The organism is Candidatus Accumulibacter phosphatis, from assembly GCF_012939955.1.
Taxonomy (GTDB): Bacteria; Pseudomonadota; Gammaproteobacteria; order Burkholderiales; family Rhodocyclaceae; genus Accumulibacter; species Accumulibacter delftensis.
The window spans coordinates 1-15,639 of record NZ_SPMY01000007.1; the positions used below are offsets into that span (position 1 = coordinate 1).

Here is a 15,639-nt window from a genome sequence, read left to right on the forward strand (position 1 = left end):
TACAACGCCCAGGCGGCGGCCGATGCGGCGACGATGCTGATCGTCGCCACCGGGGTCACGCAGGCGCCCAACGATAAACAGCAGGTCGAGCCGATGCTGGCCACCCTCAAGGCCCAGGCCGAGGTGCTCGGCGCCGTGGAATGCCTGATCGCCGACAGCGGTTACTGCAGCGAGAAGAACATCAAGGCATGTGAGGCGGCCGGTATCGAGCCCCTGATCGCCGTCGGACGCGACGAGCATCATCCGGATTGGCGGGAGCGCCACAGCGAGCCGGCCCCCTTGCCCGACAATGCCACGCCAGTACAGGCGATGTCCCATCGGCTGAAGACCAAGGATGGACGAGCGCGCTACGCCTTACGCAAGCAGACGATCGAGCCGGTCTTCGGGATCATCAAGTCGGTGATGGGCTTTCGCCGCTTCTCCCTGCGCGGCTTGAAGAAGGTCACCGGCGAGTGGACGCTGGTTTGCCTCGCCTGGAATTTGAAGCGCTTGGCCGTATTGCGTCCACAGTAGGGAGAATGAGGGGAAATCCCTTGGAAACGCCAGAAAACCAGGGAAATCCGGCTTTTTGTCCCACATGGTGAAACGCGCCGGCTTTGCCGACGGGTAGTCCGACAAGCTGCTAGGCCGGAATCGAGCGCTGGCAAGAGATAAGCCTTGCGGAAATGCTTTTCGTCCTTCAGAGCGAGTGCCTGCTGCAGGCCTGCTCGGGACAACTCATCCTGTAATGCCACCACGACCCGCCCAACTTCGGGGGTGACTTCGGGGGCGACTTCATCGGTGACTTCGGGCGGCACCGGCCGGGCCAGGGGGCGGACGGGCAAACGGATCACAAACGAAAGTCGGTCATCATCCGATTCAAACAGCGGTGCCGGCGAGCCATTCGCGGCCATCACCTTGAGAATTTTTGGCATGCCCGTCGAGCGGCCTTCGGTCAGATCCAGTTCCTTCAGGAACTCGCCGATCCGCCGGTTGCGGTAGCGGCGGCTGACTGCACGACCGGCCTGCAGGTCCTCCAAGCGGATGGAACGATCCGGGCCGGGGAAGCTGACGACGACCAACTCGTCATTGCTGATGCGCGCCTCTATGGGTTCGCGCTCCTCGTCGGACCGGTGATAGACCGCGTTGACCACGGCTTCCTCGCTGGTGGCGTAGGGAAAGTTCCAGACCCGCGTGGCCTCGGCCCGTTCGGGATGCTTGATGACCGTCTCGCGCAGGTAGTTGCGCTGGATATAGCTCAAGGCCTCACGCGTCATTCGCGCCAACGGCCCCTTGAAAATCCTTTCCTCGAAGCGATCACCGCCTGCACCTTCGGGAAACCAGACCACATCTATCTGCACGCCGGGGAAAAATCGCTCCGGCGTCTCATTGAAAAACAGCAGACCGACTGCAAGCAAGTTGCTGATGTGTTGTTCACTGTTGTTCCTCTCGTCGGCTCCCGTAGCGCGCGCCCAATCGTCGACCGCGGACACCTTGAACTTTCCCACTCGTTCGATCCAATGAGCCGGAAGGCTCTCGCTCCACTGGAAAAATGCCTCGCGCGTCACTCTCAGATGCGCGGCGATCTATTCAATAGACGCTCAAGGCTCACTCAGGCTGAGGTTCAGTGAGTTGCATAAAATCGCAGTCAGGAGTAAATGCTGCAATTTATCAGGCCAGATAGGGGACGTCGAGAAAGCATTTCCAGATGAGTGGAAGGGGTTCCGGTTGCGCAGGGCGATTATCGGGTTGGAGCAAGGCGGCCGTGAAAGTGTGTTTCGAATTGCGGTGACGAAGGGAAGTGCGATGTAGGCAGCCGCAACGAAAGGCGGGTGCTTGGAAGATTCGGGCCCCGATCCGGCAACGCATGAACAGAGAAAAGAGCCAAATTCTGGCGGCCAGTGGGACAGAATCGGCGCCATTCACCGAACACAGAAAATCACTGCGCCCGCGAATCCTTGACCGAGCGGCGCCTTCGCGGGCACAAAAAAAGCCCGGAGCCAGTCCGGGCTTTGATGCTTTCATGTCTTGGTGGAGACAGGCGGGATCGAACCGCCGACCTTCTGATTGCGAACCAGACGCTCTCCCAGCTGAGCTATGCCCCCGAAGCCGCACGGATTCTACGCGGCATGAATTGAAGCGTCAATCTTGCTGCCAGCGATTGTATGGACCTTGGGTCGTCGCAGGGTCGCCGGCAGGGAGTCGATTGGCTTATTTTGGCTACTTGGCAGCAGCGGGGAGGACCGACACGGCGACAGCTTCGGAATAGACGCCCTCGATCTGGTCGCCCTTGTTGATCAACTTGAGTTGTTCCGGGTCCTTGATCTTCAGCTTGACGGTCTTCTTGGCGCCGCGCAGGGTAATCATTTGCGTCTTGCGGTCGACCGCGTCTACGTCAGCGATGAAGGCGACATCGTCCACGACGGCGGCGGCGGGCTTGTCACCCGGTTTGGCGCTTTGCTGGCTGCTGCTGTCGATACGCACGCGAAGTTCACCACCGCCCTTCTTGAGTTTCATCACCAGGGTTTGCGTATAGCTGGCAACGACGCGGTCACCGACCTTGATCTGGTCGAAATTCTTGACGGCATCGCTGGCCGTGATGACCGTCTCTTCGCCTTGCTCGTTCTGGAGAACGACGGCACGCGTTGCCTTGTCGATCGCCTTGACGGCCAGCGACACCTGCGCCTCGACCATGCCGACGAACTCACCAGGGGCTGAGGCGGTCATTACCGCGGATTCAGGAGCTTGTTGAGCGGATACGGCGAACGGGAGGAGAGCGAGGGCGGCGGTGGCAACCAGGCTGCGAATGGTACGAATGGTACGACTGGTACGACTGGTACGACTGGTACGAAAGCGCATGGATAACTCCGATAGTTGAAGGGGGATAAGTGAAGAAGTTAAATCGTTGGCGCGATTGACTATTGGCGGAAGGGGGAAGGGCTTGCGCATCGCCAAGCTATTCCCAATTCGGTCCACGGGAGTGTGGTCAGCACGCCTCTGTGGCAAGTTCTCCAGTCCTACTCTGCCTTGCCCGCGACTTTCGCCTTGAAGGTCGCGCCAGCGGTGAACTTGGGGACGATGGTTTCCGCGATCTGGATCTTCGCGCCGGTTTTTGGATTCTTGCCCTCGCGCGCAGCGCGCGGGCTGGCCTTGAAGGAGCCAAAACCAACCAGCGTCACTGCTTCGCTCCGGGCAACCGCTTCGACGATGGTGTCGATGACGGCGTCAAGGGCTTTCGCGGAGGCGACTTTGGAGAGTTCGGTGCGCTCGGCGATAGCATCGATCATTTCGGATTTGTTCATATTGTCTCCTTTGGTGGTTACGAGCCTTCATTCAGGCGCATTCTCGCATTTCACTGGCGCGCCTGGAAGGGCGCGCCAAAGGCTGCAATTCTGGCATGGATTCCCGTCTGGCCAAACACATTTTTGGGGCTGAAGGCTTGGCGAGAGCATGGCACGCCTTCATTCGACTGCTGCAACGGCGGCAGGTGAAGCTGTCCGGGACGCCGGCTGTTTGGCCTGTGGCGGCAACTCACCGGGGGGGGCGCATCGGCCGGGTCGCTACGCTTGAGCAGCGGCTTCAGAAAACGGCCGCTGTGGCTCTCCGCGAGCTCGGCGATCTGCTCCGGGGGGCCGGCGGCGAGTAGGCGACCGCCGCCGGCGCCGCCTTCGGGGCCGAGGTCGAGCAGCCAGTCGGCGGTCTTGATGACATCGAGGTTGTGTTCGATGACCAGCACCGTATTGCCGTGATCGACGAGCCGGTGCAGGACGGTGAGCAGCATTTCGATATCCTGGAAGTGCAGGCCGGTGGTCGGTTCGTCGAGAATGTAGAGCGTCCTGCCGGTGTCGCGTTTCGACAGTTCGAGTGCCAGTTTGACGCGCTGTGCTTCGCCGCCGGAGAGGGTGGTCGCCGACTGGCCGAGGGTGATGTAGCTCAGCCCGACATCGACCAGCGTCTGCAGCTTGCGGGCGACGATTGGCACGGCGTCGAAAAACTCGCGCGCCACTTCGACGGTCATTTGCAGGATTTGGTAGATGTTGCTGCCCTTGTACTGGATTTCGAGGGTCTCGCGGTTGTAGCGCTTGCCGTGGCAAACGTCACAGGGGACGTAGATATCGGGCAGGAAGTGCATCTCGACCTTGATCACGCCATCGCCCTGGCAGGCCTCGCAGCGACCGCCCTTGACGTTGAACGAGAAACGGCCGGGGCCGTAGCCGCGTGAGCGGGCTTCCGGGATCCCTGAAAACAGCTCGCGAATCGGTGTCAGCAGGCCGGTATAGGTGGCCGGATTGGAGCGCGGTGTGCGCCCGATCGGGCTCTGGTCGACGTTGATCACCTTGTCGAAGTGATCAAGGCCGACGATGGCGTCGTGTTCAGCCGGTTCGGCGTTCGAACCGTAGAGATGTCTGGCCGCCGCCGCGTACAGGGTATCGTTTATCAGCGTCGATTTGCCCGAACCGGAAACCCCGGTGATGCAGGTGAACAGCCCGACCGGCAGCTCGACGCTGACGTTGCGCAGGTTGTTGCCGCGTGCGCCGACGATGCTCAGCAGCCGCGCGCGATCGGGTTGCCGGCGCCTGGCGCGCATGCCGATTTGCCGCCGCCCGGCGAGGTAGTCGCCGGTCATCGACGCCGGGTTGGCGATGATCGCTGCCGGTGGTCCCTCGGCGACGATGTGACCGCCATGGACGCCAGCACCGGGGCCGATGTCGACGACGTAGTCGGCGCTGCGGATCGCTTCCTCGTCGTGCTCGACAACAATCACCGTGTTGCCGATGTCGCGCAGCTGCTGCAGCGTCTTCAACAGGCGCTCGTTGTCGCGCTGGTGCAGACCGATCGACGGTTCATCGAGGACATAGAGCACACCGGTCAGGCCCGAGCCGATCTGCGAGGCCAGGCGAATGCGTTGCGCCTCGCCGCCGGAGAGCGTTTCCGCCGAACGGTCGAGCGACAGATAGTCGAGGCCGACGTTGATCAGGAACTGCAGGCGGCTGACGATTTCCTTGAGCACTTTCTCGGCGACCTGGGCCTTGTTGCCGGGCAGCTGCAGCGCGACGAAGTAGTCGCGCGCTTCGGCAAGCGGCAGGCGGCTGAGCTCGTGCAGGGTGCGCGCACTGGCGAGGCTGCCGACGCGCACATTGCGCGCCTCTTCGCGCAGGCGGCTGCCGTGACACGCGGGGCAGCTCTGGTTACTGATCAGGCGTGCCAGCTCTTCGCGAACGGCTTGCGAGTCGGTTTCCTTGTAGCGCCGTTCGAGGTTGACGACGATGCCTTCGAAAGTGTGTTGGCGAATGCTGTGCCGGCCACGCTCGTTGACGTAGGAAAACGGCAACTGTTCGCGCCCGGAACCGTAGAGGATGACTTGCTGGATGCGCTCAGGCAGTTCGCTGAACGGCACTTCGACGTCGAAGCCGTAGTGCGCCGCCAGCGACGACAGCATCTGGAAATAGAAGGGGTTGCGCCGGTCCCAGGCGCGGATCGCCCCGGCGGCCAGCGATAGCTCGGGATGGCCGACGATGCGCTTCGGGTCGAAGAACTGGATGACGCCGAGGCCGTCGCATTTCTGGCAGGCACCCATCGGGCTGTTGAAGGAGAACGTCCGCGGCTCGAGCTCGGGCAGCGAGTACGAACAGACCGGGCAGGCAAAGCGGGCCGAGAAGAAATGCTCGCGTTCGCTGTCCATTTCGTAGGCGATGGCACGGCCGTCGGCGTGGCGCAGGGCGGTCTCGAAGGATTCGGCCAGGCGCTGGCGGATGTCGGCGCGCACTTTCAGGCGGTCGATGACCACATCGACGCTGTGCTTGCGCGTCTTGGCGAGCTTGGGCAGGGCGTCGATCTCGAAAATCTGGCCGTCGACCCGCAGGCGGGCAAAACCCTGCGCGCGCAACTCGGCAAAGAGTTCGAGCTGCTCGCCCTTGCGGTCGGCGACGACCGGCGCCAGGATCATCAGCCGGCTGTCCTCGCTCAGGGCGAGGACATGATCGACCATCTGCGAGACGGTCTGCGCTTCGAGGGCCCGCTGGTGTTCGGCGCAATAGGGTGTGCCGACACGGGCGAAGAGCAGGCGCAGGTAGTCGTGAATCTCGGTGACCGTTCCGACCGTCGAGCGCGGGTTGTGGCTGGTCGCTTTCTGCTCGATCGAAATCGCCGGCGACAGCCCCTCGATCAGGTCGACGTCGGGCTTCTCGATGCGTTGCAGGAATTGCCGGGCGTAGGCCGACAGCGACTCGACATAGCGGCGCTGCCCTTCGGCGTAGAGCGTATCGAAAGCCAGTGACGACTTGCCGGAACCGGAAAGCCCGGTGATCACGATCAGGCGATTGCGCGGCAGGTCGAGATTGACGTTCTTCAGGTTGTGCGTACGCGCACCGCGAATGCGTATTTCGTTGATCTCGTCCATTGGCTGCGAGCCCGAGAGGCTTTGGCAAACCTGCTAATATACGCAATTCCGCAGTCCGGCACCAAAATCCCATGTCCGCCCCAACTATCGACCGAATGAGCAGCCAGGAGAAGCGCGCCGGCATCAGCCTGGCGGCTGTCTTTGCCTTGCGCATGCTCGGCTTGTTCCTGATCCTCCCTGTCTTCGCGATCTACGCCCAGGACCTGCCGTCCGGCCACGATGTGGCGCTCGTCGGCATGGCGCTCGGCGCCTACGGGCTGACGCAGGCCTTCCTGCAGATCGCCTACGGTGCCGCTTCCGATCGTTTCGGGCGCAAGCCGGTGATCGTCTTCGGACTGCTTCTCTTTGCCGTCGGCAGCTTCGTTGCCGCTTCCGCGGGCGACATCTACGGCGTCATTGCCGGCCGCGTGCTGCAGGGCGCCGGTGCCATTTCGGCAGCCGTCACCGCGCTGGCTGCCGACCTCACGCGCGAACAGCATCTGACCAAGGTGATGGCCATGATCGGCTCGTCGATCGGCATGGTCTTTGCCATCTCAATGGTCGCCGCGCCGCTGCTTTTCGTCAGCATCGGCATGTCCGGCATCTTCAGCCTGACCGGTGGCCTGGCCTTGCTGGCGATTTTCGTCGTCCTCAAGGTGGTCCCCGCCGCGCCGACCGTGCCGCGTCGGCCGACCTGGCCGAGCTTTGTCGAAGTGCTCGCCAATCGCCAGCTGCTGCGCCTGAACTTCGGCGTCTTCGCCCTGCACCTGATGCTCACCGCGATGTGGGTCCTGCTGCCGGCACAGCTGATCTCGATCGGCGAGCTGCCGGTTGCCGATCACTGGAAGCTCTACCTGCCGGCGCTGCTGGTGTCCTTCGTGATCATGGTGCCGGCAATCATCGCCGCCGAAAAATATGGCCGCATGAAGCTGGTCTTCAATACGGCGGTGGTTCTGCTGCTGATCGTTCAGGTCGGTTTTGGCCTGTTCTCGACGAGTATTTACGGGCTGGCGCTGTGGCTGACGCTGTTCTTCGTGGCCTTCAACATTCTCGAAGCGACGCAGCCTTCGCTGATTTCGCGGATCGCACCGCCGCACGCGAAAGGCGCCGCGCTCGGCGTCTACAACACCACCCAGGCCCTGGGCCTGTTTGTCGGCGGGGTACTCGGCGGCGCGCTGGCCAAGTACCTTGGCCCGGGCGCCGTTTGGGCCTGTGGCGGCCTGCTCACCGTCATCTGGCTGTCGCTGTCGACGACCATGACCTTGCCGGCCCTGCGTCGCCGGCAGGTGACGGCTTAAGCACTACGTGAACCTCGCGCACGCGACTCACGAACCTCCCTTCTCCCGCGCGGGAGAAGGGCCGGGGGAAGAGTGGGCGGTCATGACTTCCATGATCTGGGTATCTCGACTGTCATGACCGTTAAGCCCTGGCGCTTAAGCCTATAATCGCGCTTACTTTTTTTCGCACACCATCCAGGGAGGCAACATGGCTTCGGTAAACAAAGTGATTCTCGTCGGCAATCTGGGTGCCGATCCGGAAACCCGTTTTCTGCCGAACGGCGACGCCGTCTGCAACATCCGGATCGCGACCTCGGAATCGTGGAAAGACAAGCAGACCGGCGACAAGAAGGAAGCCACCGAGTGGCACCGCATCGTGTTCTTCAGGCGTCTCGCGGAGATCGCCGGGCAGTATCTGAAGAAAGGCTCGTCGGTCTACGTCGAGGGCAGTCTCAAGACGCGCAAGTGGCAGGACAAGGATGGTAACGAACGCTATACCACCGAAATCATCGGCAACGAGATGAAGATGCTTGGCGGTCGCGAAGGCATGGGTTCGCCATCATCGTCGAATGACGAAAGCGAGTACGGCGGCAGCATGCCATCGTCGGCCGGCGACTCCGGCGGCGCCCGCGCGGCGGCCCCCGCCAAGAAGAAGCCCAGCTTCGAAGACATGGACGACGATATCCCGTTCTAAGCCACCGCGCGCCATACCCCCTCTTTAACTCAACCCTCCGCATCGCCGCCGCCGGTCCGAGAAGCTTTCGTCGGAGGCCGGCAGAGCGTTGCTGTCGACCACTTCGGCCAATCTCCATGCGCTTCCAAAGGCGATGGCGCAGGGACGATTTTTCCTGCTCCTGTGCTCTTGCCAGGACCCTGCCAGTACTGATCAACGAGTAGCGCCCTCGTACAGTTCCGGCCAGCGTTCGGCCCAACAGCAGACGTGGTTGAAGCCAGGCACTATGCGTATCTCGGGCCGTTCGCTGGCAGGGAAGGCTGACGCATAATGGGTTGCGATCCAGGCAGGAATATTGGCATCATCAGCGCCGACAAAATGCAGTTGCGGAACACTTCGCAGGCGCTCCCATTCAAGGGCTGGGTTCAGCGAGCCGTCCAGCCGCAGAACGCCATGATGCCGTGTCCACAGGTGGTGATCGAGATTGCCGGCAACGGTTACCAGCTGGACGACATCCTGGCGTCGTGCCGCCACCAAAGCGGCAATAGCGCCTCCGCCGGAGTAGCCAACAAGAACCAGCTGGGTGGCGCCAAAGCCTTCCTTGAGCGCGCTGATTGCCCGGTTGCTCGCCTCGACCACTTCCGGCGAGAAGCGATGACTCGTCCAGTAAGCCGGAGCGCAATCCTCCGTTTCGTCAGCGTCCAGGTACTGACACGGGCGCCCGAGGTAGGCGGCGACTCCCGGCGCATGCTGTAACGCCAGTTCGAGGGCCAGAGGACGGCGCGGAGTCGGGTCGTCTGACGGATGGCTGCGGGTCAACCAGGCCAGCCCGTCACCCTCCATGTAAACCGTTAGCGTTTCTGCCGCGGTAATCGATGTCGGGACATAGGCGATCAGGGGTAAAGGGGAAACGTCGAGGCGCAGCAGCTGCCAGTTTCTCGCTGCCGCGAGAGTCGCCGCCCGAGCACGGCGATCGTCGAGCCCTTGTCCGATGCAGGCAGCAAGCACCAGTACGGAGAGCAACAGAGTGCTGCTTGAACGCAGCGATACCGCCAAAAGCATCCCGAATCCTCCGCTGTTTCCCGTTTGTGATTCTGTCTCGGGCTGCCCCCCAGCATGAAGCCGGTTTCGCACTCTCGGAAGCCCGTGATAGACCCATTGATTAGTCGATTGCTATTGAGTATCGTCACCTCCGTACTTTCGCAGCCAGATGCTCTCAACTCAAGGGAACGATCATGATTACCATCACGGAGCCGGGTTTGCCTGGCTGGCAGTACAAGGCTATCAGTAGTGCCGTCGCGCTCGCTTGTGCCAATGCCGTGCTGATCGCGCCTGCCAACGCGCAGTGCTCCGGCTCTGAAACCATTTCCAGCGCGGTGTCCGCAAGATCGCCTTGCGCCGATACCGGGCTCACCATCACTGTGCCGGGAGCAGTTTCCGGCGCGGGGGGTGGCGATCTCGTACGACGGCGATCTGGCCTTGGCCGGGAGTTTGACCAATCAGGGCTTGATTCAGGCCTCGGGTACGCGGATGGGGGAGGGGTCTTACGAGTATTTTGGTGCTTCCGGTGTTGTCGTCACGGCCGAGTTGCTCGGCACCTTGACCAATTCCGGGGCGATCAGAACAAGCGTCGACAGCGACGGCTATTCAGAAGCATTCGGGCTTCGGGAGAATATATACGGTCTCCCGGCCATGTCAGGCACGCTGATTAATAGCGGTATCCTTGAGGCGGCGGCTACGGGTTCTGCTGCCGAAGCGTCAGGTATCGCTTTGGGGCTAGACCTGTCGGGAATGCTCACCAACAGCGGCACCATCAGTGCAAGAGCGACTTCGGTCAGCGGCGACGCTAGAGCATTTGGCGTGCGCATTTTCGGCAATCTCCTCGCTACGCTGACCAACAGTGGCACGATAAACGCCACCGCCACGGCGGCCGCCGCCGAAGTGTCGGGTGCTGATGTCGGCGGTATATACGTCGACGGCGCCCTGCGCGGTACGCTGACCAACAGTGGCGCAATCAACGCCGTCGCCAGAGCGTCTGCCGGCGAATACTCCGGTGCTGAAGCTTCGGGCGTGCACGTCGATGATGTCCTCAGCGGTACTTTGGCCAACAGTGGCATGATCACGAGCAGCGCGACTTCCACCGCTTATGCCTACGCTGCTGCAGTGTCTGTCAAGGGTGATCTCAGCGGCACGCTGACCAACAGTGGGGCAATCGACGCGACGGCCAGAACTGCCGATGCCAAGTATTCTTCCTATGCCCGAGCAGAGGGAGTCTTGGCCGATGGTGACTACGGCGAGACCGCGACGATGAGCGGCACCTTGATCAATGCCGGCACGATCAACGCCACAGCGACTGATGCCCATTTCTCCAAAGCCAACGGCGTCTATCTCGGGGGGGATTTGAACGGCCGGCTGATCAACGAAGGCGTGATCAAGGCTACGGCCACGACCACGACAACCGGTAGCGGGTGGCCTGAAGCATTTGCCAGGGGCGTTTTCGTCGAAAGTGACAACGGCGAGGTGGCGGGGATGAGTGGGCTGCTGACCAATAGTGGCACCATCGCCGCTGCCGCGACAGCGACCGGCAGCGCAGAGTCTTACGCCCGTGCTTATGCCGCGGGCGTGTCTGTTGACAAGGAATACCGCGGGTTTAGCTTCGGTCCGACGGCGACTGTGACGCTGACCAACAGTGGCACGATCAGCGCCACAGCCACTTCCACCGCTTATTCCGAGGCCGTCGGTGTGCTTGTCAGAAATCTCCCCAGCGCCACGCTGTTCAACAGTGGGGCGATCAAGGCAGCAGCTACGGCGACCTATTATCCTGAGGCCAGCGGTGTGTCCGTGGAGGCCATTCAGCACGGCGGCACGCTGACCAACAGCGGTACCATTGACGCCACCGCCACCGGCGGCGGTGGCGCCTACAAGAGCGCCGTCATGGCCTATGGCGCTCGCATTTGGCGACTCAACGGCACGCTGATCAACAGTGGCACGATAAGTGCCACCGCCACGGCGACTGATGACGCTTACCCGGGCGACGCCACGGCGCATGGCGTCGACATTCGGCAGTTCGACGACGGTGCGCTCGCCAACTCCGGACTTATTGCGGCCGCAGCGAATGCGACAGGCGACAGCCGTGCCGTGGCGATTGCGGTCAGTCGTGGCGCCGGGCGGATCGACAACCTCGCCGGTGGCCACGTCCGAGGTCATTTGCAGATTGATGAAGCAGTAGCACTCAACAACGCCGGGCACATCCTGATCCCGGCGCTGGATTTTGGCAGAGCTGCAGGCGAAGGCGAACGCTTTGCTGGGAGTTATGTCCGCAACAATTACACGCAGCAAACCGGTGGCGTTCTTGAGTTAGGTGTTCACAGTGTCTCTCGCTACGCAGCGCTGGAAGTTGGCGGCGTTGCCGACTTCACCGAGAGCAATGCGCTGGCCGTGAACCTCGACCCGGCGCATGCCATTAGTCCTGGTGATGCGCTGGCGCATGTGGTGACCGCCGGTACGCTAAGCTCTCCACGAGCTTTCGAGGTCACGGACAACAGCGCCCTGCTTGATTTCACGGCGGAAATCGTGGACTCCGGAGCCGATGAGGCAGCTTCGCGGCGTAGTGAGGCAGTCGCCGGCAATGCAATTAATCTGATCGCCGTCAATAACACCGACTACTGCGGCCGGAGCGTGTCCACGGCCAGGACAGGCCCTTGCGAAGTCGCGTTCGATTCGCCGACGCTCACCGTCACGCCAACCGGCAGCATTACGGGGGCCAGTTCCGGGATCAATGTGTTGACCGGGACGTCAACGTCAATTACCAATAGCGGTACGGTCAGCGGCAGCGATTATGGAATCTACTTCATGCGCGACGCCGTGCTGAGCGGATCGATCGTCAACAGCGGCACAATTTCGGGTGGCCGGTATGCGATTTTTGCCGACCGGACGATCAGCAATGACAGTTCGCTGACCAGCATCGATGTCGTCGGGAGCAATGCCCGGGTGATCGGTGACGTCCACGCGCCGATGGCGGCTTTCAACGTCACCAGAGGTGCCCTTTTCAGTAGCGAAGGGCAATTCAACGTCGATACCTTCAACATCGCCAATACCGGCACCTTCAACATGGCACATGGCGTTCGCGTTCAGAATGCCTCGGCCTCAGCGTTCAACAATGCGGGGAGGTTGGCGGTTGCCGCGGAAAAGACGGCAACGATCACCGGCAACTACACGCAGACTCCGGCGGGCACTTTCCAGACCGGCGTCGCTGGCAATGCACAGTACGGCAAGCTGGAAGTCTCCGGCACCGCCACTTTGCCGGCGGCAGCAAGAATCGCTGTCGATGTCGTCGGCTCGCCGGCTTTGACCAACGGCACCGTCCTGCCGGCAGTGATCAAGGCCGGCACGCTGAACGCGTCAACGTTTGCGGTCACCGACAACAGCGCGCTTTTTGATTTCCGTGCCGCGCAGAATGGCAATTCGGTTGACCTTGCGATTGCGGCCAGTTCGCAAACTGGCATCTTCGATGCGGTCAGCGGAAACAGTAATCCTGCTGCTGGTGCTGCAGCGCGAGTCCTGGATTCACTTACTGTGCAGGACCCGTCGCATCCAATCAGCAGCCTTTTTCAAGCACTGACTTTGCAGGCAGCGGTGTCTGACGCGGTCGCCGATGTCTTGCCGCTGATGTTCGGAGGAATGCCGACAGCCGTCGTCGGCATTCTCAACGCCAGCGACCGTATCATCCAGGCACGTCATGAAGCCGCGCGCGGATTGTCCTCGGGCGACGACTTCCTCACCAACCGTCAATTCTGGATCAAGCCGATCGGTTCCTGGGCACGGCAGGGTGATGTCGATGATGTTCCCGGTTACAAGGCCAATAGCTATGGCCTGTTGCTTGGTGCCGATGGCGACGTAGCGGACCACGTCAACCTGGGTGTGGCGTTTGCCTACGCCAGTAGCGATGTCAGTCTCAGTAGTTCGGCGACTGATCAGGACGCCAAGGTCAATGGCTATCGCCTGATCGGTTATGGCCAGTACAAAGTGGACGATCGCACGCGTGTTGGCCTCCAGGCAGACTTCGGCGTTGGTGACACCAAGGGACGTCGTCATATCAACTTCGCTGCCGTCAATAGCACGGCCAGCTCGCATTACGACAATTGGAATGCCCACGTCGGCGTCGGCCTGAGTCGCGATTACCCTCTCTCGTCGGCGACCACCGTCACTCCTTCGGCGCGCGCCGACTACGTCTACTTCCGTGACGATGGCTATAGCGAAAGCGGCGCAGGTCCGCTCGACTTGATCGTCAAGCCGCAAACCCTTGAACAATTCGTACTGTTCGCTAACGCCAAACTCACGCACGCTCTCGACGAGAAAACCTCTTTGCTTGCCAATCTGGGCGCCGGCTACGACACCATGGCTCGGCAAGCCTCGATCGTTTCGGCATTTGCCGGTGGGGGCGCGCAATTCACAACCCGCGGGCTCGATCTTGCCCCATGGATCGCTCGCGGTGGCGTCGGTTTGGTGGTCAGCAACAGCAAGGCGATTGAGCTCGCACTGCGCTATGATTTCGAAGCGCGTGAGTCGTACATCAACAACACGGCTTCGGTCAGATTCCAGATGCCGTTCTGATCTTCGTCCGTGAGCGCCGCGTGCTCTGCCTTGCACGGCCACCGGCTGGCCTGGCATAAAGCGGGCAGGGACGGTTCGCGAAAGTGCGATGTCGTGCACAGTCACAAATCCAGGGCGCCTGCCTATGCCGCTTGCCGGTACTTCTTCCACGCGCTCCAGCTGAAGACCAGCAGGCCGAGCCAGATCAGCGCGAAACTCAACAGTCGCTCACTCTGCATCGGCTCACCGAAGATCCAGACCGCGGTCAGGAACTGCAGCGTCGGATTGATATACATCAGCATTCCGAGACTGGCCAGGTCGAGGCGCTGCGCGGCGGCGGCGAAGGCGATCAGCGGCAGCGCCGTGAGCGCACCCGCGCAAGCCAGCAGCAGGGTGGTTCGCAGGTCGTGGCCGGTAAATACGGCATGGCCGCTCTGTGCCTGCCACAGTGCGTAAATTATGCACACGGGCAACATGGCCAGGGTTTCCAGCCACAACCCGGAGGTCGAGTCGACCGGCAGTTTCTTGCGCACCAGGCCATAGGTACCGAAAGTGCCGGCGAGGACCAGCGATACCCAGGGCAGGCTGCCGAGAGCGATGACGTCGTTGGCGATGGCGATCAGCGCCAGGGCCACCGAAATCCACTCCAGCGGGTTCAGCCGTTCCTTGAGCACCAGCAGAGCGAGGAGGACGCTCACCAGCGGGGTCAGGAAATAGCCGAGACTCGAGGCAACGACCTGCTGGTTGGCGACAGCCCACAGGAAGACCAGCCAGTTGGTGCCGATCAGCAGGGCGGCAAGCGCCAGCATCGCCAGGTGCTGCCAGGTTCTGAAAACCGTGGCCACTTTGCCCCACTGGCGGCGCAGGCTGAGCAGCAGGCCGACGAAGATAAAGGCCCAGGCAGCGCGGTTGCTGAGCACGTCCATTGGCGAGACGTGCGACAACTGGTGGAAGAAGAGCGGAAAGAAGCCCCACATGCCGTAGGCCAGCAGGCCGAAGCCGATGCCGGCCACCTGGCGGTCAGCGTTCACAGCTCAAGGTTCCGGGCGCAGGACGTCGAGCGTCGCCGAGCGGTAGTCGCGCCGATAGAGAACGATCAGGACACTCAGCGAAAGGACGCCGAGGAGCACCGGGCTGAGCAGCCAGCCGGCCGCTGCCAGGCCAAAGTAGTAGGCACGGATGCCGCGATTGAAGTCGTCTCCGGCGAGGTTATGGACGCCTGCCACACGGCGTGCGAAAGCGTCAACTTTCGGCTCGTCGCGATGGCCTGTTGGCGCCGCACCGATGAGGATCGACAAGACATTGAACTGGCGCAGCGCCCAGGTGAACTTGAAGTAGCCGTAGACGAAGCTGGCGAGAACCAGGATCAGCTTGATTTCGAGCTGTTCGCGGCTGCTGCTGCCGCCAAGCGTCAGGTCGGCGGAGAAGCTCAACAACTGGTCGGCCGCGCCCAGGGCGGCGACCAGGCCGGCGATAATGTAGATGGTGGTGTTGGCGTAGAAGGAAACGCTGGTCATCAGATTGCCGATCAGCGCCGCATCGGTCATCCGCAGGTCGCGTTCGAGCATGTGGTAGGCCCAGTCCTTACGATAGCTGTGCAGGTGTCCGATCAGGCCCTTGCAACACCAGCGACTACGCTCGGAAAACCAGGTGTAGCCTGCCCAGCAAAGCAGGAAGGCGGAAAGGGCCAGCCAATCGATGGTCGATAAGTTCGCAAGTGCGCGCATCGAGCCATCTTG

10 protein-coding genes, 1 tRNA gene and 1 pseudogene are annotated in these 15,639 nt (G+C 61.9%); 4 read left to right on the forward strand and 8 right to left on the reverse strand.

Annotation, left to right across the window (positions count from 1 at the left end; all coding sequences use genetic code 11):
- On the forward strand, nt 1–513 hold a 513-nt coding region (locus E4Q23_RS02585; RefSeq protein WP_169065188.1), incomplete at its 5' end, for a transposase.
- A 122-nt stretch (nt 514–635) separates the two neighbouring features.
- On the opposite strand, the pseudogene E4Q23_RS23495 reads toward E4Q23_RS02585, so the two are convergent.
- The 5 genes and pseudogenes from E4Q23_RS23495 to uvrA all read right to left on the reverse strand — a co-directional run.
- Nucleotides 636–1,256: pseudogene (locus tag E4Q23_RS23495) on the reverse strand (ATP-binding protein); the annotation flags it as partial.
- 752 nt (nt 1,257–2,008) lie between these two features.
- Nucleotides 2,009–2,084, reverse strand: a tRNA-Ala gene (locus E4Q23_RS02595).
- A gap of 115 nt (nt 2,085–2,199) precedes the next feature.
- Nucleotides 2,200–2,838, reverse strand: coding sequence for a hypothetical protein (locus tag E4Q23_RS02600; protein ID WP_169065189.1), 639 nt, complete (start codon nt 2,836–2,838; stop codon nt 2,200–2,202).
- Between the two features lie 158 nt (nt 2,839–2,996).
- Nucleotides 2,997–3,281: an HU family DNA-binding protein gene (locus E4Q23_RS02605; protein ID WP_169065190.1), complete on the reverse strand. Its 285-nt coding sequence runs from the start codon at nt 3,279–3,281 to the stop codon at nt 2,997–2,999.
- A 50-nt stretch (nt 3,282–3,331) separates the two neighbouring features.
- On the reverse strand, nt 3,332–6,370 hold the full coding sequence (uvrA, locus tag E4Q23_RS02610; protein WP_169065242.1) for an excinuclease ABC subunit UvrA: 3,039 nt from the start codon (nt 6,368–6,370) through the stop codon (nt 3,332–3,334).
- A gap of 80 nt (nt 6,371–6,450) precedes the next feature.
- On the opposite strand from uvrA, the gene E4Q23_RS02615 reads away from it, so the two are divergent.
- Together E4Q23_RS02615 and ssb are read left to right on the forward strand one after the other, a co-directional pair.
- Complete coding sequence (locus tag E4Q23_RS02615; protein WP_211203608.1) at nt 6,451–7,656, forward strand: MFS transporter; 1,206 nt, start codon at nt 6,451–6,453, stop codon at nt 7,654–7,656.
- A 187-nt stretch (nt 7,657–7,843) separates the two neighbouring features.
- Complete coding sequence (ssb, locus tag E4Q23_RS02620; protein WP_169065191.1) at nt 7,844–8,329, forward strand: single-stranded DNA-binding protein; 486 nt, start codon at nt 7,844–7,846, stop codon at nt 8,327–8,329.
- Nucleotides 8,330–8,521: 192 nt separating this feature from the next.
- Here ssb and E4Q23_RS02625 read toward each other — a convergent pair whose 3' ends face one another.
- Nucleotides 8,522–9,370, reverse strand: coding sequence for an alpha/beta fold hydrolase (locus E4Q23_RS02625; protein WP_248595203.1), 849 nt, complete (start codon nt 9,368–9,370; stop codon nt 8,522–8,524).
- Nucleotides 9,371–9,757: 387 nt separating this feature from the next.
- On the opposite strand from E4Q23_RS02625, the gene E4Q23_RS24750 reads away from it, so the two are divergent.
- Nucleotides 9,758–13,921: an autotransporter domain-containing protein gene (locus E4Q23_RS24750; RefSeq protein WP_169065192.1), complete on the forward strand. Its 4,164-nt coding sequence runs from the start codon at nt 9,758–9,760 to the stop codon at nt 13,919–13,921.
- 122 nt (nt 13,922–14,043) lie between these two features.
- Here E4Q23_RS24750 and rarD read toward each other — a convergent pair whose 3' ends face one another.
- Both rarD and E4Q23_RS02640 read right to left on the reverse strand, forming a co-directional pair.
- Entirely contained in the window at nt 14,044–14,931 is an 888-nt protein-coding gene (gene rarD / locus E4Q23_RS02635; protein WP_169065193.1) for an EamA family transporter RarD, read from the reverse strand.
- A 3-nt stretch (nt 14,932–14,934) separates the two neighbouring features.
- Nucleotides 14,935–15,627 (reverse strand): DUF599 domain-containing protein, encoded by a 693-nt coding sequence (locus E4Q23_RS02640; protein ID WP_169065194.1) that lies wholly within the window; start codon nt 15,625–15,627, stop codon nt 14,935–14,937.
- Nucleotides 15,628–15,639: the final 12 nt, after the last annotated feature.

Bases quoted from the DNA above. Each gene is read 5' to 3' on its own strand.
- E4Q23_RS02605 (WP_169065190.1), bottom strand. From the start codon at position 3,281: ATGAACAAATCCGAAATGATCGATGCTATCGCCGAGCGCACCGAACTC.
- E4Q23_RS02625 (WP_248595203.1), bottom strand. From the start codon at position 9,370: ATGCTTTTGGCGGTATCGCTGCGTTCAAGCAGCACTCTGTTGCTCTCC.
- ssb (WP_169065191.1), top strand. From the start codon at position 7,844: ATGGCTTCGGTAAACAAAGTGATTCTCGTCGGCAATCTGGGTGCCGAT.
- E4Q23_RS02640 (WP_169065194.1), bottom strand. From the start codon at position 15,627: ATGCGCGCACTTGCGAACTTATCGACCATCGATTGGCTGGCCCTTTCC.
- E4Q23_RS02600 (WP_169065189.1), bottom strand. From the start codon at position 2,838: ATGCGCTTTCGTACCAGTCGTACCAGTCGTACCAGTCGTACCATTCGT.
- E4Q23_RS02615 (WP_211203608.1), top strand. From the start codon at position 6,451: ATGTCCGCCCCAACTATCGACCGAATGAGCAGCCAGGAGAAGCGCGCC.